This window comes from Rhizobium sp. Leaf306, assembly GCF_001423425.1.
Lineage (GTDB): Bacteria > Pseudomonadota > Alphaproteobacteria > Rhizobiales > Rhizobiaceae > Neorhizobium > Neorhizobium soli.
This window is the reverse complement of the sequence record NZ_LMNX01000003.1, coordinates 610,559-629,909: the sequence shown is the minus strand read 5'-3', so window position 1 is coordinate 629,909 and position 19,351 is coordinate 610,559. Positions and strand designations below refer to the sequence as shown.

Genomic DNA, 19,351 nt, shown 5'->3' with positions numbered 1-19,351 from the left:
GATGCGCAATTACTGGTATTGAGCGGCGGCGCGTGGCACCGCCTCGATCAGGCGGCGGGTGTATTCCGCCCGGTCGGGACTATCGATCTCGGACGCCTTCACCACCTCGATCAGATCGCCGCGATACATGACGGCGATCCGGTGGGCGATCTGGCGGATCAGGTTGAGATCGTGAGTGATGAAGAGGTATGCGGTACCGCTGGCCTTCTGCAGTTCCAGCAGCAGTTCCACGACCGAGGCCTGCACTGAGACGTCGAGGGCAGAGGTGATCTCGTCGCAGATGACCAGCTTCGGCTTGGAGGCGAAGGCACGGGCAATCGCCACGCGCTGCTTCTCGCCGCCCGAAAGCTGATGCGGATAGCGGTTTGCGTGAGTGCGCGGCAGGCGCACCTGCTCCAGCATGTCACCGACCTGTCGCTCAAGATCGCTGGCATCGCCGAACAGTTTCAGCGGACGCGAGAGGATCTCGAAAATCTTCTGACGCGGATTGAGCGAGGCATCCGGGTGCTGAAAGATGATCTGCACGTCCTTGCGATAGGCATTGTCCATATCGCCGAGATTGCGGATCTCGCGTCCTTCGAACCGGATCTTGCCCTCGAACCGGTTGAGACCGGTCATCGCCTTGGCGAGCGTCGATTTGCCTGAGCCGGATTCACCGACAATGCCGAGGATTTCTCCCGGACTGATGCTGAGGCTGATCGCATTGTTGCCGGTCACGCGCTCGGTCTTACGGCCGGTCAGGGCGGAGAGGAACGGCTTGCGACCGAAATGGACGCTGACATTCTCGACCTCAACGAGCGGCTTGTCCGTCGGAGCTACATCATCGTTCACCAGCCGGCGGGAAGGATCGGGCACCGCGTTGATCAGCTCGCGGGTATAGTCCTGTTGCGGATTGGTGAAGATCTCGCGGGTGGTGCCCTGCTCGACGATCTCGCCGCGCTTGATGACGGCGACGCGGCCAGCGGTGCGGGCGACCAGCGCAAGGTCGTGGGAGATGTAAAGCGAGGCGACGCCTGTTTCGGCCTGCAGTTCGACGAAGAGATCGAGGATCTGGCGCGAGGTGATCACGTCGAGTGCCGTGGTGGGCTCGTCGAAGATGATGCATTCGGGATTGCAGGCAAACGCCGAGGCGATGACGACACGCTGCTTTTCGCCGCCCGATGCCTCATGTGGCATGCGATGCATCATCTGTGCCGGCGTCTTCAGGCCGACATGCGCAAGCCGCGCCTCTCCTTCCGTCCACGCCTGCTGCCAGGACAGGCCGCGGTGGCGAACGAGGACTTCGGCCAGCTGTTTGCCGAGCGAGAGGGTCGGATTGAGCGACGTGCTCGGATCCTGGAACACCATGCTGATACGGCGTCCGCGAAACGTTTCCATTTCGCGCTCCGCCTTCTCCAGCAGATTGTCGGAGCCAAGCAGGATGCGTCCGCCGGGCTCGCGGGCGTTCTTGGGCAGGTAGCGCATGATCGACCATGCAAGCGACGTCTTGCCCGATCCGGATTCTCCGACGAGGCCAAGGATCTCGCCGCGGTGGATGGCAAGGTCGATGTTCTTCAGCGCGTGAAACGGGCCGTTGGTGGTCTCGTAATCCAGCGAATAGTTCTCGATTGTGAGAACTGGGGTATCGGGCGAAGGGTGTTCGGTAGTGGTCATGATTTTCACCTCAGGCCCGCGGATTGAGGGCATCGCGGAGACCGTCGCCCAGGAGGTTGAAACCGACGGCGACGATGGCGATCGCCACGCTCGGCCAGATCAGGATGCCGGCGGAAAGATGCATGTAGCGGCGCGCTTCCGATACCATCAGTCCCCATTCGGCAGCCGGTGGCTGGGCGCCGAGACCGAGAAAGCTCAAGGTCGCAAACAGCATCACCGCGAAGGACACGCGAATGGTCATCTCGACGATGATCGGTGCAATCACGTTCGGCAGCATTTCGCGGCGGATGATGTAGCCGGCACTTTCGCCCCGTGCGACGGCCGCGTTGACGTAGTCCTGCTTTCGCACCGACAGCGCAACGCTGCGGGTGATGCGGGCCATGCCCGGCGCAAAAGCGATGGCGACGGCGACCAGCGCATTGACGGTGCTGGAGCCGAGAAGGTTGACCACCAGAAGGGCAAACAGCAGGCTTGGTATCGACATGACGGCATCGATGGTGCGCATGATCAACTCGTCCGCACGACCGCCGAGAAAGGCGGAGGCGGTTCCGATCAGCGCCCCGATCAGGGTGCCGACGATGGTGGCGAGAACCGCCATGACGACGGTGGCACGCGCTCCGATCAGAAGCCGGCTGAAAATATCGCGACCATACTGGTCGGTGCCGAGCCAGTAGGTGAGGCTCGGACCTTTATAGCGTGCAAGAGGTGACAGCTTTTCCGGATCGTGCGGCGCGACCAGAGGACCGAAGACGACGACTAGCAGCACGAACACGACGAGGAAAATTCCGATCGCGCCCTGCGGCGTCTTCAACAGACGTTTCGTGAAATCAATCATACTGGATCCTCTTGTCGAGCCAGGCATAGAGGATGTCGGCGATGAAATTGACGATCGAATAGGTGGCAGCCATGATCAGTACGCCGGCCTGGATCGCCGGCAAGTCGCGGGCCTGGATGGCGACGATCAGCTGGCGTCCGATGCCCGGAATGGCAAAGATCTCTTCCACGACGATGACGCCGCCCAGAAGATAACCGACATCGAGCGCGACAATGGTGATGGTGGGAAGAAGCGCGTTGCGCAGCGCATGGCGGCGCAGAACCTGTCCACGGGAAATGCCCTTCAGCCGGGCGGCGCGAATGTAATCGGTATGCAGCACGTCCACCAGTTCGGATCGCACCATGCGCGAGACATGGGCAATCAGGATGATCGAGATGACGCAGACGGGCAGGACGAGATGGGCGATCCCGCGGGAAAAGTCTTCGGTCAGCGGCACGTAACCGGTCGGCGGCAGCCACTTCAGCCAGTCGGCGAAGAACAGCACGGCGATGGTCGCCGTCACGAATTCCGGAAGTGCGACGCCCGCATAGGAGATCAGGCTCACCACCATGTCGGCGACCTTGCCGCGGCGGATGGCGGCGATGATGCCGAGCGGAATGGCGAGAACCAGCATCAGGCCGATCGACAGGAAGGCCAGAAGCAGCGAACGACCGAGCGCTTCGAACATGACCGGGCCGACCGGTTGGCCGGTGCGCAGAGATGTTCCGAGATCACCCTGAACCACATGCCACAGCCAGGTCAGATACTGCTGCCAGATCGGCGCGTTCAGGCCCATGGTCGCACGCAGCGCGTCGAGCGCTTCCTGGGTCGCGTTTTCGCCCAACATCATGACGGCCGCATCGGCCGGCAGGACCTGGGTTATGGCAAAGACGATCAGCGACACGACGAACAGCGTGTAGACGATCATCACCAGCCGCTTGGCTATGTAATTCGGGGACAGGGTCGTGTTCCTCTGACAAGAGAGCCGGACGCCTGGCGGCGTCCGGCAGGTTTTAAGATCAGCCGCGCTTCGGTGCGTCTGCTGTCAGCGAGACATAGTCGAGACGGAACACGGATGCGCGCGGATGCGCTTCGTAACCTGAAACCCAGCTGCGCTTAGCCGAGAGGACGTCGAAGAAGGACGGAATGATCGAGGGAACTTCCTCGTTCATGATCTCCTGTGCCTTTGTGTAGAGCTCGGTCCGCTTGTCGGTGTCGATCGTTCCGCGCGCTTCGTTGACTAGGGCATCGAAGGCCTTGTTGTTCCAGCGCGTCTCGTTCCAGGAGGCATCCGACGTGTAGAGCAGCTTGAAGATGCCGTCAGGGGTGGGCTGCATGTTGTAGAAGCCGACGTAGAACGAACCCTTTTTCCAGACCTGCTCGAGGTAGGTCGCATGCGGCATCGTCTGCACGTTGATGGTGATGCCGACTTCCTTGGCCATTTCCTTCAGCGCGACGGCAAGCTGGGTGCGGACCGCGGGGCGGTCGGAGGCGACAAGGGTGGCTTCGAAACCGTTCGGGAACCCGGCTTCTGCAAGCAGCTTTTTGGCTTCCTCGATGTTCTGCTCGCGCTGCTTGACGCCCTTGAAGAACTGGTAGGAGCCGTTGAGCGGGGTATCGTTACCCTCTGTTCCGAAACCTTCGGTGACGAAACCGACCATTGCTTCCCGGTCGACAGTCAGTGCGATGGCGCGGCGAACGCGAGGATCGTTGAAGGGCGCCGTATCGCAACCGAAGTTGATGTTGCAGAACTGACCGGACGGCGTGCGCAGCACGTCGACGCCATCGCTGCCGTCAAGGCGCAGATATTCGGTCGGCTGGATGGTCGAGACGATGTCGATATCGCCCGACATCATCGCGGAACCTTCAGCGGAAATGTCCGGGAAGACCTGCACCTCGACACGGTCGAGATAGGGGCGAGCCGGATCGTAGTATTTCTCGTTGCGCTCGACGACGATCAGGCGATCGGGCTCATAGGAGACCAGCTTGAACGGACCCGTACCGACGGCCTTGGTCGACAGGCTCTTCAGGTCGCCGGTGGCGATAGAAGCCGGAATGATGCGGGCGCTTGTATAGGCCATGGAGACGGGAAGGTCGGCATAGGCGCCGGTCAGCTTGAACATGACGGTCGCGTCGTCGACGGCGACGATATCGGCGATCGGGCCAACATTGTTGCGGCCGGGGGATGCTGTCGCCGGATCAAGGATTGCCTTGAAGGTTGCGACGACGTCCTTGGCCGTGAACGGCGAGCCATCATGGAAGGTAACGCCGGTGCGCAGCTTGAACGTCCACTCGGTGAGCGCCTCGTTCGGTGTCCAGCTTTCGGCCAGATCCGGCTCGACCGACATGTCGACCTTGAGACGGGTGAGGTTGCTGTAGAGCAGCTCGGTCACCAGGTATTCCGGGTTGACGCGGGTCAGAAGCGGGTGGATGACGCTGACGGCCTGGTCGACGGAGATCTTCAGCGTACCGCCCTTGGCCGGTGCTGCGGCCTGGGCAAAGCCCAGCGATGGCGTTGCGAGAATGGCGGCGGTGCCGGCCAGGAAGAAGCGGCGTTTCATTTCCAGCATGTTTATCGTTCCCTTTATGCTTCGATGCTGCTTGGTATGGTTATATGCGACTTTCGGGCATGGCCTCGGCAGCGAAATCCGCCGCGAGATAGGCGAGAATGCTTTTTGCGAGTGCGATGATGTCCTGTCGGGTCGTGTGCTCTTCCGGGCTGTGGATGCAGCTTTCCGGGCGGCCGAGGCCACCGAGCAATACTTCAGGGCCAAAGCCGGCCTTCTGGACATAGCCGAAGTCCGAACAGCTGGCGGCGCCCCATTTCTGAAAATCGTTCGGCTTGTATCCGAAGCCGAGCGAAAGCGCCTGTTGCCAGCGCGGCCAGTGCGGGCCATCGGGATCGTCGGTCGGGATCAGATGACCGACAAGATCGACTTTGAGCCCGAGCTCTGTCCCTTCGATGCAATTTCGGATCGTCGCTTCGATCTCGGCGCGCGCGTCCTCATAGCTTTCCTCCGGGGCATATCGACGGCTGACGAGGATCTTCACCTCGGCCGGAACCTGCCCGCCCGCCGTGCCACCGTTCACCGCGGATATGGTCAGCTGTGGCCGCAGCGGCCCGGTTGCATGCGGCGGCGGCGCGAGCTTGGATGCGCGTTTGGCCACGTCAGGCTTCAGCGCTGCGAGCGCATTCAGAACCGGCAAGGCGCCCTCGATGGCATTCACACCCGCGCCGGTGCGATTGCCCTCGCCGGCATGGACCGCATGGCCGGTAATCGTGACCTGCAGGTTGAAGATGCCGAAGCAGCCGGCCCAGACGCGTGGTGCGGCCGTTCCGTTGAAATTGAGGATATGGCCCTTGAGCATGCCCTGCTCTGCGAGATAGCGAATGCCGGGATAGAGACCGCCTTCTTCATCCGTGCACAGGAGCAGCATCGGATCGTAAGCGAGAGAAACGCCGCATTCGCGTGCCGCCCGAAGCGCCAGAAGCGTCGCAGCGATTGTGCCCTTCATGTCGGCAGCACCAAGCCCGAAAAGGTCATTGCCTTCGACCGTCAGCTTCAGCGGATCGCGGCTCCAGCCCGGAGCCACCGGAACCGTATCGACATGATAGTAGAGACCGCAGACAGGCCTGTCCGTTTCGCGCCTTGCAACGAGATTGATGCGTTCGCCGGAAGCCGGTCCGCCCTCGACATGCCAGAGGTCGTGAGGCACCGTCACGCGCTCGAATTCGAAGCCAAGCGGCATCAGCAACTCGGTCATCAGATCGGCAAACGCGCCATAGCCTTCGCCCGGCGGAAAGGTGGTGTCGACCGCAACCATCCGTGCAAGATCCTGCACGGCCATCTCGACATCGCGGTCAATCGCTGCCATGGCAGACGTCAGGGGCTCAGAAGTGGTGCCTGGTTGCTGTAGGCTCATCTCGGTCGTCCTCCGCATTCCGGCAGCCTTCACAACTCGGGTCATTAATATAAACTATATAGTAATACAGCGTAGATCGGCATCACGTGTCAACTCCAAAGAAGAGGCAATTCATTGCCTGATAATTCAGCAAATGCCGCCCGACTGAGCGATCTGTCCTTGCCTCTCTATGAGGTCGTGAAACGACAGATCACCGAGGCGATCATGATCGGCGCCCTGGAGCCCGGCTCCGTGCTGCCGAGCGAGATTGCCCTGGCGCAAACCTATGGCGTTGCTGTCGGAACGATTCGACGCGCCCTGATGGATCTCACCAACGACGGACTTTTGAGCCGACGCCGCAAGACCGGGACCGTCGTGACCGGACGCAAACCGCAGCACGGATTGCGCCTGTTCTTCCAGTATTTTCGTCTTCACGGGCTGGACGGCTCGCTGAGCAAATCCGTTACCAAGGTCACGTCGCTGGAATTCGGTGAGGCTTCGGACGAAACAGCGGCGAAGCTGCAGATTGAAACGGGCCGGCCGATCGTGCATTTCCACCGCGTCCGCTATATCGACGACCGGCCAATCATGCACGAAACATTGACGCTGCCGCGCGAGCGCGTCCCCGGCTTTCCGCAGAAGCAGGAGGACATCCCGCCGCTCTTTTATCTGCATCTCCTGGAAAACTACGGGATCCGGATTTCGGCGATCCGTGAACAGATCGGCGCGGACCTGGCATCGGAGGATGATGCACGCTGGCTGAACCTGACGCTTCCAGCCGCAGTCATGACGATTGACGAAGTAGCCTACGACCAGATGGCCGTGCCAGTGCTCATCTCTGCGCACCGGGCGACGACTGCGGACCACCGCTACGTCAACGAGATACAGTAAGCGCGCGATCAAGCTTCAACACTGAAGCATCTGACGCGCTGAGCTTCGCTACATTAGCGCAACGTCTAGCAAACCAAAACGAGATGGCGAAACCGCCGCGAGCGTGATCCGGGCTCGCGGCGGTAACAGCTTATTTTCAACGGCTTGGAGCCTATTGTTAACTCAGAATTCTTCCCACTCCGCAACCGCCAGGGCAGCGGAAGACGAGGCGTTAGCGATCTTGCGCGGCATTGCGACGGCTGCAGGGCGATCGGAAATGGGCTGTGCGACCGGTCTTGAAGCGACGGGGCGATGGGCGATCGGATTGCGCTTCTGCAATGTCTGGGCCGGGGCCCGATCGTTGTCGAAATTGAACTGTTCGAGCAACTGGAACAGCGCGGCCGCTTCCCTTGCCATTTCATGGCTCGCAGCTGTCTGCTGCTCGACCATGGCGGCGTTTTGCTGTGTGCCCTGATCGACCGTGTTGATCGCACGGTTGATTTCGGTCAGCGCGGTGGACTGTTCGCGTGAGGTTTCGACGATCGCGGTGATGTCGCCGTTGATACCTTCGACATGGGTTGCGATCTCGCGAAGGGCGGCGCCTGCCTTCGTGACAAGCGAGACGCCGTTTCCGACATGCGTGCTGGAGGCCGTGATGAGTGTCTTGATTTCCTTGGCCGCTGTCGCAGAGCGCTGCGCGAGTTCCCGCACCTCCTGCGCAACGACGGCAAAGCCTTTTCCGGCCTCCCCTGCGCGCGCCGCTTCAACACCGGCGTTCAGCGCCAATAGGTTTGTCTGGAAGGCGATTTCATCGATCACGCCGATGATGTTCGAGATTGCCTTCGACGACGCTTCGATCTGGTCCATGGCACCAATCGCTTCACGCACCACGTCACCGGAATGGTTGGCATGCTCCTTCGTGCGGGCAACCAGTTGGCCGGCTTCCTCGGCGCGTCGGCTGGAATCCTTCACGGTCGTGGTGATCTCTTCCAGGGCTGCTGCGGTCTGCTCGACAGATGCGGCTTGCTGTTCGGTCCGCTTCGCCAGATCGTCCGCCGATGTGCGAACCTCATTGGAACCGGCCGAAATAGCCTTCGCGTTTTCGGCAACCATCACCATGGCCTGCTTCAGCTTCTGCGACGCGGCATTGAAGTCGGTCCGCAGGCGCTCCAGTGATGGAATAAACGGCTTTGCAATTTGCTGCGAAAGGTCACCATCGGCGAAACGCGTCAGACCTTCCGCGAGGCGCTCGACGTTCTCGACCCGGCCGGTAACATCGGTGGCAAACTTGGCGACCTTGATGACCTTGCCACTGGGATCGAAAACGGGGTTGTAGGAAGCCTGGATGTAAACGCTACGGCCGTCCTTGCTGATGCGGCGGAACTCGTCGGCAACATATTCGCCGCCGCGAAGGCGCTCCCACAACTGCGTGTATTGCGGGGATGCCGCTTCGGTCGGGTCCATAAAGATCCGGTGATGCTTACCCACGATCTCGTTCAAGGAATATCCGAGCGCCGACAGGAAGTTGTCGTTGGCGGTAAGGATTTCACCCTCGGGCGTGAATTCGATGGTTGCCTGCGCGCGGGAAACAGCTGAAAGTTTGGCCGCGCTGTCGAGCCCATTCATCTTTGTTTCGCTGATGTCGTTGGCAAACTTGATGATCTTCAACACCTTGCCGCTGGCATTCTTTACCGGATTGTAATTGCCGCGGATCCAGATTTCCTGGCCGTTTTTCGCAATGCGCTTGAATTCGCTGCACTCGAACGTGCCGCCCTTAAGCTTGCTCCAGAAGGCTTTGTATTCAGGCGTTGCAGCGTAATCTCCGTCGACAAAGATCCGGTGATGCTGACCGATAATCTCCTGCTCGCTATATCCCATCAGATCGCAGAAGTTTGTATTGGCTCGCAATATGCGTCCTTCGGTATCGAACTCGATGATCGCGAAGGACAGGTCTAAGGCTGAAAGGATTTGATTAGAGTTTGCGCCGAAAAAATCGAACATTACGAAGCCTTGCAATACAGGTGATTGGTCAACCTTCATCGCAAACAATTGTTAAATTAGTAATTAAGACTTGGCAAAAAACAAGAATAAGCCTTTGTAAAAATACATTTAAGCGTTGCTCAATAATATATTCCTATTACCTAATCTAGGTTGGGTAGTCTCACGTTCAGGTTGCCGGAAGTAGAGGCGAGCATCCTGCGCGGCGTGCCCTTCCTGCCGCCATCAGTCCATCTTTAGCAATCCGATAACCCTCTCTCGACAAACAGTCATGTTCCGGGGCTTGGCATCCATTGCCTGGAAACGTTTGCGGATTACCTCTCGGTCAACTCCGAACGGTAACCGACCATGAACGCTGTGACGTCTATCCTCCACACATTGGAACCTCATCCGTTTCAGCTTCTCAACACCGAGAAAATACTTGAGTTGCTGCCGCGCCCGGTCTTGGTTGTCGGATCCGATGGTCTCGTCGTCTACGCCAACAAGGCGAGCGAAGTCTCATTCGGCGCATTTCCCGGGGGCGCCGTCCACGCGCTTTTTACGGGCTTGGGCACAGACCTGCCCGACACCAGCTGCGCCCCGGTTTCAGTCACGTCCATCCATAGCGGTGAGAGCTTCGATGCCGCGTTCGTCTCTTTCGACGACGGGCAGTATCTCGTTGACCTGCGACCTGCATCGCAGAACCAGGGCATCGCCCTCAAGACCGATGTCGACGAACTGACGGGCCTTGCCAAGCGGAACGCCTTGCTGTCGCACCTGTCGTCCGCATTGAGCAACGGTTCTAAATCTTCATCGATCGCCGTCCACTGCCTCGATCTTGACCGCTTCAAGATGGTCAACGACACGCTGGGACATGCAACAGGCGACCTTCTTTTGAAAAAGGTGGCCGACCGCCTCAAGGCCGCGTGCCGCAAAAGCGATGTCGTTGCGCGTCTTGGCGGGGACGAGTTCGTGATCCTCCAGCATGATGTCGATGATCTTGCTGCGGCCGAAAAACTCGCTTCGCGGATCGTGGACCTTGTCGGCCGCACCTATGTTCTGAACGGTCACACAATCAATATTGGCGCAAGCGTCGGCGTCGCCTTTGGCGCTGATGCGCTCCAGCCAGACGACCTTCTCCGCAACGGTGATCTTGCTCTCTACGAGGCAAAGAAGGCCGGGCGCGGACGTTACCGCATGTTCGAAAGCGGGATGGACGCTCTACTCCTCGGACGTCGGGAAATGGAGATCGATCTCCGCCGCGCGCTGGCCCTGAAGCAGTTCAAGCTGAACTATCAGCCGTTCCTCGATGTCTCGACCAAACGCGTGGATGGCTTTGAGGCCCTGCTCCGCTGGGAACATCCCGTCAAAGGCAACATCCCGCCTCTTTCCTTTATCTCGCTTGCAGAGGAAAACGGCCTGATCGTCAAGATCGGCGAATGGGTTTTGCGCACAGCCTGCTTGGAGGCCATGTCCTGGCCGAATGATATGATTGTCGCCGTCAACGTCTCGCCGCTTCAGTTCAAAGCGGACACACTGCTGGAAACGGTCGCATCGGCGCTAAGGCACTCGGGATTGCCAGCCCATCGCCTGGAAATCGAAATTACCGAGGGCGCCCTGCTCGATGACACAGATAACGTCATCCAGACGCTGAATGCCATGCGCGCACTTGGCGTCAGAATCTCCATGGACGATTTCGGCACTGGCTATTCGTCCTTGAGCTACCTGCAGAAGTTTCCGTTCAACAAACTGAAGATCGATCGCTCGTTTGTTGCCTGTGACGACGCAGACAGCGAGGCGATCCTGCGATCAATCGCAAGTCTCGGGACGAGCCTCGGGATGTCGATCACGGCTGAAGGCGTCGAGACGGCGGAACAGTTGGCGCGCATTCGTGGCGAACGCTGCACCCATGTGCAGGGCTATCTGACGGGACGGCCGATGGGCACGGATCAGATTCCGGCGTTCCTGGCACAACACATTTTATAAAGGGGAACTGGTAATGGATAACAGCTTGTATCGCCTGGTCTACTACAGCCGCAACCAGATCGGCGACGATGGCGCGGCGTTTAGCTCAAACGTCGACGAGATCCTGGCGAAAAGTCGGGTGAACAATCTGCGTGACGAGATCACCGGGGCGCTTCTGTTCAACGCGGGCTGCTTCGCCCAGGTTCTGGAAGGTCCACTCGAGCGGGTGGAAGCCGCATTCGAGCGCATCCAGCAGGACGAACGCCACGGCGAAGTTTCGCTGCTGGCCGTGGACCCGATCAGCCATCGGTATTTCCCGAACTGGGCAATGGGTTTTATCGGGACATCCGAAGCCCACGCAAAGCGCTTCGCCGACGTCGGCTCGTCAAGCGGTTTCGATCCGTCGCGGCTAAGCGGCGAGCAGATCCACACCCTGTTGCGAGACCTCGCAATCGAAGAAGAGGCCGCCTGATTCCAGTACGGCCTCCTCCTCCAAAAACATCGCTTGCTGCTCAGCGTTGCAGCGGGGCGTGATCGGACGAAGCCTTACTTCTTCGCAGGATCGACCTTCTGCTGGTAGCGACCCACGATCTCACCCTTAACGATCACATGACCGGCCACTGCGGCGAGAAGAGCATCCCGGTCGGATGTCGGGGGAAGATCCAACATCTTGTCGAGCGCAAGCACCTGGAAGTGATAGTGATGCGCCGGGTCGCCGGCCGGCGGCTTTGGTCCGAAATAGCCGTGACTGCCGGACGTGTTGCGGCCCTGAAGGACGCCTTCCGGTTCGACGAGGCGGAGCTGTTCCTGCAACCCTTCCGGCAGGGACGTCACCGTTGCCGGGATATTCCACGCCAGCCAGTGAACAAACGGCTTGGTTGGTGAGGAGCCTGGATCCTCTACGATGATCGCGTAGGACGCGGCCTTCGGGACGGTCTTCCAGCTGATCGCCGGTGAGACACTCTCGGCATATTCGCTATGACGCTGCGGCATGAGTTCGTCGTTGTCGAAAGACGAGGACGAGACGGATACGCTGCCTTCCGTCTTGGTCTCCGGGCGATCCATGGCAAGTGGCACATCGATACCTTTGGCGGCCTGCGCCTTCATAGGTTCAGCGGGCGTAGCGGGCTGCGCTTGTGCCTTTTGCGCGTCGCCGGTGTAAGCCACCCTGTAGATGACACCGTTTGCATCGTCGGCCATCAGCAAGCCGCCATCCTTGGCGACGGCCAGTCCGACCGGTCGTGCGAAATGCGTCTTGCCACCATCGCTGAGGAAGCCGGTGACGAAAGGTTCGAAGGATTTCGGCTTGCCGTTTTCGAAGTGAATGCGAACAATCTCGTATCCGGATGCCGGGTTACGATTCCAGGATCCGCGCATGGTTGCAAACGCATCGCGCGAGAACTCGGCCGGAAACGACGTCCCACTGTAGAATTTCATCTGCATGGGGGCTGCGTGTGCCGTGTAGCCGAGTTTCATCGGATCGCTCTGCGCCTTCCACTCCTCCTTGGTCACGCCGCCGACCGGTGTCGACTGCGGATAGATGTCGCCTGCTCCGTAAACATGCGGCCAGCCATATTGCTTTCCCTGTTCGATGAGGTTGAGCTCTTCTGCCTGCACCTCATCACCGAGGAGATCGATGCCATGGTCGAGCCCCCAAAGTTCACCGGTCTCGCGGTTCCAGTCGTAGCCTATCGTGTTGCGAAGGCCGGACGCGAAGATGGTTCGGCTCTTGCCATCAGGGGTCGCCCGGAGCACCGTTGCGTTTTCGGCATTGCTTTCGTTGCAGGCGTTGCAGGTGGAGCCGACGCTGATGTAGAGCATGCCATCAGGACCGAACTCCATGACGCGGTTGGGATGCTGTCCGGAATCCGGCAGATCGCCAATGATCATTTCGAGTGGCCCGAGCGTGCCGTCGTCCTTGATGTCCGCGACGAACACCTCTTTGACCGTGACGAGATACAGCCTGTTATCCTTGATTGCCAGACCGTGGGCCTGCGCGCGCGCTGCCACTTTCACCGGTGCGCCGTCGGCCTTGCCGTCGCCGTTCTCGTCCTTCAGCAGCAGCACGTCGCCTTCCTCGCGGCGGCTGACATAGATATAGCCTTTGTCGGACACGGCGATGATGCGGCTGTTTCCGAGACCCTGGGCGAAAGGCTCAACGGTGAAACCTTCCGGCGCCTTCAAGGTGGCGATCCGCTCCGCGGTTGCCGGAATCTTGTTCGGCTTGAACACGTTGGTCGTGATCTGGACTTCGGTTCCATCGCCCTGCTGTGCATAGGCTGCGCTGCTCAAGAATACCGCGGTCGCGACCGACGCGACGGAAAGAAGTCCAAATTTCATCACTGTATCTCTCTCGTTGACTCGCCCCGTAACCAGCAACCGGAGCCATAGTTCCTCCACCGAGACGCGAAGCGAGAGCACAGCCGTGGTTTGAGACGTCAAATCGAACGAGTGCGCAGTGTCATCCTTTCGGTGGCTTTGGCAAAGGGTTGCCAAACAGATCAACCGGATCGGGAACCGCCGACGCGCTCCCCTTCTGGTCGTCGGATAGTCTGCCACCAAAGGAGCGCGAACTGTTCGGCCTTCCGGCCCACAGCACCATTTCGATCTTTTCTCCGGCCTTGATATCTCTGTGAGCGATGAAATAGCCGCGGTGGTCCGGTGCGCGCTCGTGGCCGGCTTTTTCATTTTCGAATAGGCTGACATCGCCGGGCTTTGCCTCGTAGCGCATCGTGACGTCCCTCTTGTCTTGTCGTTACCGGTCCCATGGCGGGATAAATCTGCGGTCGTTATAGGCGGACAGGAAACCGGAATGGATGGGGTCGAGCCAGTTCTCGTCTTTCAGAAAGACAAGGGCATCATGAACGAGACCGCCGCCCGATGCCTGAACCTTGAGCATTGCCCGGAAACTTCCCTCTTCACCAACGTCTTCCAGCTTATCCAGAACCGGCAGATCGTTTTCAGGGACTTCAAACAACTCCCCTGTCACCTGCAAACCGGTTCCCGGTTGTTCGAGCATCATCGGCCCGTAGAATGGTGCTGCTATCAACAGGGGGTAGGGCTCGACCGTCACTACATCCCCGATATATTCCGAATTCCCAAGCCCCTTATCGTGAAGCGCAAAGCCTCTTTTCAGGGTGCCGTAAATGAACACTTTCACATGGTTCTCCTATCCGTGAGGTCGAATAACCCGCTCGTCATCGACCTGTTCCGTGCACGGCAACGCGGCATCCGGTCGCTGATGTCTCACCGTCATGGCGGCCTGACCGCGTGAAGAGAAAACGCAAAGTTCGAAGGGAACAGGGCGCGACAAACTAAGTTCTTGCAGCCTGATAAAATTGCTGACGCGAGAATGGCAGGTTCATGTGAGTATCGTTGAGTCCCGAAATGAAAACGCCCCCTCTCCCCTCCCCGCATCCGAACAGACCCCGCATCTGAAACTGCCGCCGGGTTTGGTGGCAACCCGGCTTGAGGCATCGCTCCGGAGCTCCGGTCGTTCGCTCTGCTACGTGGCATTGAGCGAAAATGCTGCGCAAAAAATAGCGGATGCCATGGCAGCGCTCTTTCCCTCGGTCCAATTCATTGTTCTGCCGCCTTGGGACTGCCTTCCCTATGATCGGGTTCCGCCCTCGCGGCACTGCATGGGTCGACGCATGGACGCATTGCGGATATGGGCCAGGCCAAGCGACACGCCGCGACTGCTGCTGACATCGATCGACGCGACGCTGCAGCGCATTCCGCCGGCGGGGGTCATCGCAGATGGCCAGATCGAACTGGTGGTCGGCCATCCATTCGATCGCGAGGCATTCCTGAATTTCGTCAGACGATCAGGCTATGTGGAAGAGGGCGTTGCCGACGATCCCGGCGAACTGGCGGTGCGCGACGGGATGATCGACATCTATCCCGCCGGCGCCCCGGGCCCAATGCGCATCGTCCTGTCGGAAGACGATCACGTGACCGAATTGCGTGGGTTTGACCGCGTCTCGCAGCGAACCGAGAGCTACCTTGAACGGTTGAGCTTCGGTCCGGCATCCGAAGCCATACTCGCAGACCTCATTCCGGAAGCCCCTGCTCCAAAATCTGAGACGATGGAGCGCCAGCTTTCCCGCCTTTACCCGGACATGGTGACGGTTTTCGATATCCTCGGCAATGCCGCTTTGACTGCGGCTCCGGGCGCAGCAGACCGGGTCGTACGGAATCTGGAAATCATCGACGACGCCCGCCAGTCCCGCACGGAATTCGGTAAGACCGGAACATCCTCTCCTTGCTCGTTCTATCTTGACAGCGAGGAGTGGGAACAGCGCTTCACCGGCGTGCAGACCAGCGCACTGGATCTCGAACAAGGGGGTGACCTGCCTTCCGGGGCGTCGGATGCGGACCCGCGCAAGGCACTGGTCAAATTTGCACAGGAACGCCTGGGCGATGGAATGAAGGTTGTAATTTCCGGGCATGGCAAGGCATCAGAGGCGCTTTGCCGCCGTGTCGCGAAAGCAACTGGTGTATCGCCTCGGTCCGTCGACAGCTGGACGCAGGTGATGGACGCCGAATCCGGCGCGCTTTTGAAGCTCGCCTGCGCCCTCGATCACGGGTTCCTCGACGTCGCGCAAAATGTTGCTGTGATCGCCGCGGGCGACGAAGACCGACATGTTTCAAGTGCAACTTCCTTTCTTGGCGAACCAGATCTTCGGATCGGCGACGTCGTCGTCCACGAAGATCACGGCATTGGAATTTTGAAAGATCTGGAAAGCATCGCCGTTGCAGGCGTCGCGCGTGACGCTGCCCGTCTGGAATATCGCGAAGGTGCTTCCGTGCTTGTTCCGATGGAAGAATTCGGAAAGCTGTGGCGCTACGGTTCCGAACCCGAGGCGGTCTCGCTCGATCGTCTTCACACCGACGCCTGGCAAATGAAGCACGAGAAGATTGTCGCGGATATCAAATCGACGGCGCGTCATTTTTCGACCATCGCAAAGCACAGGCAGGCCTCGCCGGCCGAGACGTTCATTCCTCCCCGCGCCGAATTTTCAGCCTTCACCCGACGGTTCCCTTTCGCCGAAACACCAGATCAGGCCGAAGCCATCAAGGCCACGCTTTCCGATCTCGCGTCCGGGCATGCCATGAACCGCCTTGTCTGCGGCGATGTCGGCTTCGGCAAGACAGAGATCGCACTGCGCGCCGCAGCAGCGGTAGCACTTGCGGGCGGCCAGGTGGTCGTCATCGCCCCAACGACTGTTCTCACACGTCAGCATTTCGCCACCTTCAAGCGACGCTTCGAAGGAACAGGCATCTCTGTCGGAATGTTGTCACGGCTCGTCAAGCCAAGCGAGGCGAAGCAGGTCAAGGCGGCGTTGGCCGAGGGTGAAATCGACGTTATCGTCGCGACCCATGCGATCCTTGCAAAAGACGTGCGCTTTGCGCATCTCGGGCTTTTGATCGTGGATGAGGAACATCGGTTCGGGCTCAAGGATAAACGAGCCATGAGCGCGCTCGCGCCGACCCTCCACACGCTCGCCATGTCGGCAACACCTATCCCACGCACCTTGCAGTCGGCAATGGTCGGAGTTCAGGAGGTCAGCCTCCTGACGACTCCGCCCGCCCGGCGCCGGCCCGTTCGCACATCGCTTGCAGCATTCGACAACGCATCGATGCGCACCGGATTGATGCGCGAATACCGCCGGGGCGGACAAAGCTTCGTCGTGGTGCCGCGCATAGAGGATATCGAAGCCGTCGAGGCGATTCTGCGCAAGATTGTTCCCGAGCTCTTGGTTAAGGTCGCGCATGGCAAGATGCCGGCGGCGACGATCGACGAAGCGATCGTCGGTTTCGCGGACGGCGATGGCGATGTCCTTCTCGCCACCAACATTATTGAAAACGGCCTCGATGTGCCACGCGCCAATACGATGTTCATCTGGAATGCGGAGCGGTTCGGTTTGGCCCAGCTTCACCAGTTGCGTGGACGGGTCGGCCGTGGAGGCGCGCAGGGCATGACCACGCTTCTGACGGAAGAAGGTGCAGAACTGCCCGAGGAAACGCGCTTGCGGCTTTTGACACTCGTAGAGAACGACCGCCTGGGCGCCGGGCTTGCGATCAGTCTGCGCGATCTCGATCTGCGCGGCGGGGGCGACATCGCCGGCGAGGATCAGGCTGGGCATATGAAGGTCATCGGCATTGGCCTTTACCAGAAGCTCCTCGCGCGTGCAGTCGCGAAACTGGGAAAACGACTTTCGGCCACCAGAAAGCGCGCAATCCTGCATCTCGACGTCGCGGGCACGATACCGGCGGATTACGTGCCGGATCCGGCTGTTAGGCTCAATCTCTATGCCAGACTTCTGCGGGCATCCTCACAGCGCGACGTGAATGATCTGGAAGAAGAGTTCGAGGATCGCTTCGGCGAATTGCCGCAGGAGACGCTGCTGTTGTTGCGCACAACCAGGCTGCAGCTTGCAGCAGGCCATCTCGGTATCGCCAAACTCGAAGCCGGACCGAAGGCGATTGCGATGACCATTGCCAAGATGCCGGCAAGGGTGATTTCGGCCCTGACGAAGAAGATTGCGGCAATCCGGCGGGAAGACCGGCTGATATTTGAGACGGTCGCCCAGACCTGCGACGAGCAGCTGAAGTTCTTCGAGCGACTCATTCTGGCGGCGCGAAGGCCTTGAGGCTTTACGGTTTGACTTGATCGACGATAGCGCGGGCCCGTACTGTGGGCCCGCGAATTTTTGTCAGAACCCCGCGTCGGAGGCTGACGATCTGTCAGTCTCGCGGAGCGCCTCCTGTCCCCGCATATCGCGCCTCTGATGCCTCAACGTGCTCGTCACGTTTGTTGTCCGCATACGCCGTGCTTTCACCGGTGTTGCCAAACTTGTCCCTTATCCCGTCGGACATTACGTACCTTTCTAGTTGCTGATTGACGGAACACCCCGAACAAGCCAAGAACAAGCAACGCCGCGGGAACCCACTTGGAATGAAGCCCTTACGTATGCAATTGTTCGAGATGAGCGACCACGTCCGCGCTTCCCCGGGAAAGCGCAGGGGAGTGGCGGTTGCAGCGTTCGGGCTTGCGCTCTACGCGCGGTTTCTATGCGACCATCTCCTGCCGCCGGGCTTCCCGTATCTGACCTTCTTCCCCGCGGTAATCCTGACGACGTTTCTGGCGGGCGTCTGGCCCGGGGCCGTTTGCGCCGTGGCCTGTGGCCTGGCTGCCTGGTACTGGTTTATACCGCCGTTTGCGATGTTCGAGATCAACGGGTCGGTCCTCGTTGCTCTGACCTTCTACGCGTGCGTGGTCATCGTGGACATTCTGCTGATCCAGGTCATGCACAAGGCGGTCGACGATCTTCAGGAAGAACGCCTGCGCAGCGAAGACCTGGTGCGCGAACAGCAGCGCCTTCTTGCCGAGCAAAAGGAACGGGAGCGCCAACAGCGTGTGTTGCAGCGCGAATTGTCCCACCGAATGAAGAACACGCTGGCGATGGTTCAAGCCGTCGTATCCCAGAGCCTGCGCAATGCGACAGACGTGAAGCTTGCCGGTGAAATGGCGTCGGCCCGCATCGACGCACTTGCCCGGGCACAGGATACGCTGACGGCAACGAACTGGTCCGCAGCAGATGTCGAGACGATTGTACGGACATCCGTCGAACCGCACCAGGACAGTCCCGACCGCTTCGATATCTTCGGGCCTCCGATGGTGCTCGAAGCACAACCTTCCATGGGTTTGGCACTGGCAATCCATGAACTTGCGACAAATGCCACCAAATATGGCGCGCTCAGCACGGCCGACGGCAAGGTCGAGATCCGCTGGACGGCGCCCGGCGAAAACGGCTTTGCCTTCACATGGATCGAAAGCAAGGGGCCGGCCGTGAGCGAACCGACGCGGCGCGGCTTTGGCTCCCGCCTGATGGAGCGCGTTGTGCCGACCTATTTCAACGGCGTCGCCAACGTGGACTACCGCGCGGATGGATTGCACTACCGCATCGAAGGCGAACTTCTTCCGAAAGAGCCCCAGCCTCTTCAGAGCTGACGCAATATGCGCCCCTGACCGGTTGCGACAACGACGACCATCGACACAATCACTATTTGGAAATCGTATAATCCTAGTTCGATTATAATAATCAATTATATTGCAGCGCAGCAGGTTCGGTGGAACACTGGCGTCAACAAGGGCCAAAGGCC

General features: G+C 59.7%; 14 protein-coding genes. 5 read left to right on the top strand and 9 right to left on the bottom strand.

Features of this window, described 5'->3' with window-relative positions; translation table 11 throughout:
- Positions 1-9 precede the first annotated feature (9 nt).
- The 5 genes from ASG19_RS16255 to ASG19_RS16235 are packed head-to-tail and all read right to left on the bottom strand — an operon-like array spanning position 10 to position 6,343.
- Positions 10-1,653 (bottom strand): ABC transporter ATP-binding protein, encoded by a 1,644-nt coding sequence (locus tag ASG19_RS16255; RefSeq protein WP_062459580.1) that lies wholly within the window; start codon positions 1,651-1,653, stop codon positions 10-12.
- Between the two features lie 10 nt (positions 1,654-1,663).
- Positions 1,664-2,488, bottom strand: a complete 825-nt coding sequence (locus ASG19_RS16250) for an ABC transporter permease (protein WP_062459577.1) — start codon at positions 2,486-2,488, stop codon at positions 1,664-1,666.
- Entirely contained in the window at positions 2,481-3,428 is a 948-nt protein-coding gene (locus ASG19_RS16245) for an ABC transporter permease (RefSeq protein ID WP_062459574.1), read from the bottom strand. The genes ASG19_RS16250 and ASG19_RS16245 overlap by 8 nt, the downstream gene beginning before the upstream one ends.
- Positions 3,429-3,486: 58 nt before the next feature.
- The gene (locus ASG19_RS16240; protein ID WP_062459571.1) at positions 3,487-5,037 is read right to left on the bottom strand and encodes an ABC transporter substrate-binding protein; all 1,551 of its coding nucleotides are present in this window, start codon (positions 5,035-5,037) and stop codon (positions 3,487-3,489) included.
- A gap of 40 nt (positions 5,038-5,077) precedes the next feature.
- Positions 5,078-6,343 (bottom strand): M20/M25/M40 family metallo-hydrolase, encoded by a 1,266-nt coding sequence (locus ASG19_RS16235; RefSeq protein ID WP_244476196.1) that lies wholly within the window; start codon positions 6,341-6,343, stop codon positions 5,078-5,080.
- 162 nt (positions 6,344-6,505) lie between these two features.
- On the opposite strand from ASG19_RS16235, the gene ASG19_RS16230 reads away from it, so the two are divergent.
- Positions 6,506-7,261, top strand: a complete 756-nt coding sequence (locus ASG19_RS16230; protein WP_062459564.1) for a GntR family transcriptional regulator — start codon at positions 6,506-6,508, stop codon at positions 7,259-7,261.
- Positions 7,262-7,423: 162 nt separating this feature from the next.
- On the opposite strand, the gene ASG19_RS16225 is transcribed toward ASG19_RS16230, so the two are convergent.
- Complete coding sequence (locus tag ASG19_RS16225) at positions 7,424-9,241, bottom strand: PAS domain-containing methyl-accepting chemotaxis protein (protein WP_062459561.1); 1,818 nt, start codon at positions 9,239-9,241, stop codon at positions 7,424-7,426.
- 345 nt (positions 9,242-9,586) lie between these two features.
- On the opposite strand from ASG19_RS16225, the gene ASG19_RS16220 reads away from it, so the two are divergent.
- Both ASG19_RS16220 and ASG19_RS16215 read left to right on the top strand, forming a co-directional pair.
- Positions 9,587-11,203 carry an EAL domain-containing protein gene (locus ASG19_RS16220; RefSeq protein WP_082476367.1) on the top strand — a complete coding sequence of 539 codons (1,617 nt, stop codon included), beginning with the start codon at positions 9,587-9,589 and terminating at the stop codon, positions 11,201-11,203.
- A 13-nt stretch (positions 11,204-11,216) separates the two neighbouring features.
- The gene (locus ASG19_RS16215; RefSeq protein ID WP_062459555.1) at positions 11,217-11,654 is read left to right on the top strand and encodes a BLUF domain-containing protein; all 438 of its coding nucleotides are present in this window, start codon (positions 11,217-11,219) and stop codon (positions 11,652-11,654) included.
- Between the two features lie 74 nt (positions 11,655-11,728).
- Here the strand turns inward: ASG19_RS16215 and ASG19_RS16210 are convergent, their stop codons facing one another.
- The 3 genes from ASG19_RS16210 to ASG19_RS16200 all read right to left on the bottom strand — a co-directional run bounded on the left by ASG19_RS16210 (position 11,729) and on the right by ASG19_RS16200 (position 14,336).
- Positions 11,729-13,522 (bottom strand): YbhB/YbcL family Raf kinase inhibitor-like protein, encoded by a 1,794-nt coding sequence (locus ASG19_RS16210; RefSeq protein ID WP_062459552.1) that lies wholly within the window; start codon positions 13,520-13,522, stop codon positions 11,729-11,731.
- Between the two features lie 121 nt (positions 13,523-13,643).
- Positions 13,644-13,913: a hypothetical protein gene (locus ASG19_RS16205; RefSeq protein WP_062459549.1), complete on the bottom strand. Its 270-nt coding sequence runs from the start codon at positions 13,911-13,913 to the stop codon at positions 13,644-13,646.
- A 24-nt stretch (positions 13,914-13,937) separates the two neighbouring features.
- Entirely contained in the window at positions 13,938-14,336 is a 399-nt protein-coding gene (locus ASG19_RS16200) for a gamma-glutamylcyclotransferase family protein (protein ID WP_244476195.1), read from the bottom strand.
- Between the two features lie 499 nt (positions 14,337-14,835).
- Here ASG19_RS16200 and ASG19_RS16195 point away from each other — a divergent pair, with 499 nt between their 5' ends.
- Positions 14,836-17,838: a DEAD/DEAH box helicase gene (locus ASG19_RS16195; RefSeq protein WP_244476194.1), complete on the top strand. Its 3,003-nt coding sequence runs from the start codon at positions 14,836-14,838 to the stop codon at positions 17,836-17,838.
- A 305-nt stretch (positions 17,839-18,143) separates the two neighbouring features.
- Complete coding sequence (locus ASG19_RS16190; protein WP_082476366.1) at positions 18,144-19,199, top strand: HWE histidine kinase domain-containing protein; 1,056 nt, start codon at positions 18,144-18,146, stop codon at positions 19,197-19,199.
- The last annotated feature ends 152 nt before the right edge of the window (positions 19,200-19,351 follow it).

Excerpts from the sequence above, each read along its gene's own strand:
- ASG19_RS16255 (WP_062459580.1), bottom strand. The coding sequence starts at position 1,653 with ATGACCACTACCGAACACCCTTCGCCCGATACCCCAGTTCTCACAATC.
- ASG19_RS16250 (WP_062459577.1), bottom strand. The coding sequence starts at position 2,488 with ATGATTGATTTCACGAAACGTCTGTTGAAGACGCCGCAGGGCGCGATC.
- ASG19_RS16240 (WP_062459571.1), bottom strand. The coding sequence starts at position 5,037 with ATGCTGGAAATGAAACGCCGCTTCTTCCTGGCCGGCACCGCCGCCATT.
- ASG19_RS16235 (WP_244476196.1), bottom strand. The coding sequence starts at position 6,343 with ATGGCAGCGATTGACCGCGATGTCGAGATGGCCGTGCAGGATCTTGCA.
- ASG19_RS16225 (WP_062459561.1), bottom strand. The coding sequence starts at position 9,241 with ATGTTCGATTTTTTCGGCGCAAACTCTAATCAAATCCTTTCAGCCTTA.
- ASG19_RS16220 (WP_082476367.1), top strand. The coding sequence starts at position 9,587 with ATGAACGCTGTGACGTCTATCCTCCACACATTGGAACCTCATCCGTTT.
- ASG19_RS16215 (WP_062459555.1), top strand. The coding sequence starts at position 11,217 with ATGGATAACAGCTTGTATCGCCTGGTCTACTACAGCCGCAACCAGATC.
- ASG19_RS16210 (WP_062459552.1), bottom strand. The coding sequence starts at position 13,522 with ATGAAATTTGGACTTCTTTCCGTCGCGTCGGTCGCGACCGCGGTATTC.
- ASG19_RS16205 (WP_062459549.1), bottom strand. The coding sequence starts at position 13,913 with ATGCGCTACGAGGCAAAGCCCGGCGATGTCAGCCTATTCGAAAATGAA.
- ASG19_RS16195 (WP_244476194.1), top strand. The coding sequence starts at position 14,836 with ATGGACGCATTGCGGATATGGGCCAGGCCAAGCGACACGCCGCGACTG.
- ASG19_RS16190 (WP_082476366.1), top strand. The coding sequence starts at position 18,144 with ATGAAGCCCTTACGTATGCAATTGTTCGAGATGAGCGACCACGTCCGC.